The sequence below is a fragment of the Vibrio sp. 1402 genome, assembly GCF_033340275.1.
This window is the reverse complement of sequence record NZ_JAWOWE010000149.1, coordinates 1-851: the sequence shown is the minus strand read 5'-3', so window position 1 is coordinate 851 and position 851 is coordinate 1. Positions and strand designations below refer to the sequence as shown.

The following is an 851-nucleotide window of genomic DNA, read 5'->3' as shown; positions in this document are numbered from 1 at the left end:
TTTTGTATTTGGAATCGGCAAGCGATGATCAAATCACGCGAGAGAATTGCTGCTGACGCGCTTTTGCTCGCAGATATTTATCGAAGCTCATACAAATGTTACGAATAAGCAGGCGACCACGCAGTGTTACTCGAATTTCATTGTCATCTACTTCCACCAACTCATCATTGATGAACGTTTGCAGCAATTGCAGGTCTTCTTTGAAGTACTGATCGAATTTCACTCTGAATTCAGATTCGATCGCTTTTTTATCAAGCTTAAAGTTACAAATCAGCTGCTTAATGACTTCACGACGGAGCAAGTCATCCGAATCGAGTGAGACACCTTTCCACAATGCGTGGCGAAGGTCATTTACTTGAGCGTAGTACTTCTTGAGCTCTTTTTGGTTTTGCGCGTACGCATCACCAATCATTGAAATGGCAGAAACACCAAAGCCCACCAAATCACATTCACCTTGAGTGGTGTAGCCTTGGAAGTTGCGATGCAACACACCTTCGCGCTGCGCAACGGCGAGTTCGTCGTCAGGCATCGCAAAATGGTCCATGCCGATGAACTGGTAGCCAGCCCCCGTCAAAGTTGCGATCGTGTCTTGGAGAATTGCCATTTTCTCTTCTGCTTTTGGCAAATCTTCGTCTTTAATCTTACGCTGCGCAGCAAACAATTGCGGCATGTGTGCGTAGTTAAAGACCGACAGACGACCCGGCTGCATTTCCAGCACTTGTTCTAACGTCTTCGCAAAAGAGGCTTTGGTCTGCTTCGGCAAACCGTAGATCAAATCGAGGTTGGTCGAACGGAAACCCAACTCTTTCGCACGTGCCACCATCGCAAAGATGAATTCTTCATCTTGTTCA

1 protein-coding gene is annotated in these 851 nt (G+C 46.3%); it reads right to left on the bottom strand.

Annotation, left to right across the window (positions count from 1 at the left end; all coding sequences use genetic code 11):
* Positions 1 to 28 precede the first annotated feature (28 nt).
* The coding region (gene hemN, locus R7044_RS24725) for an oxygen-independent coproporphyrinogen III oxidase (RefSeq protein WP_225455935.1) at positions 29 to 851 on the bottom strand (823 nt) is incomplete at its 5' end.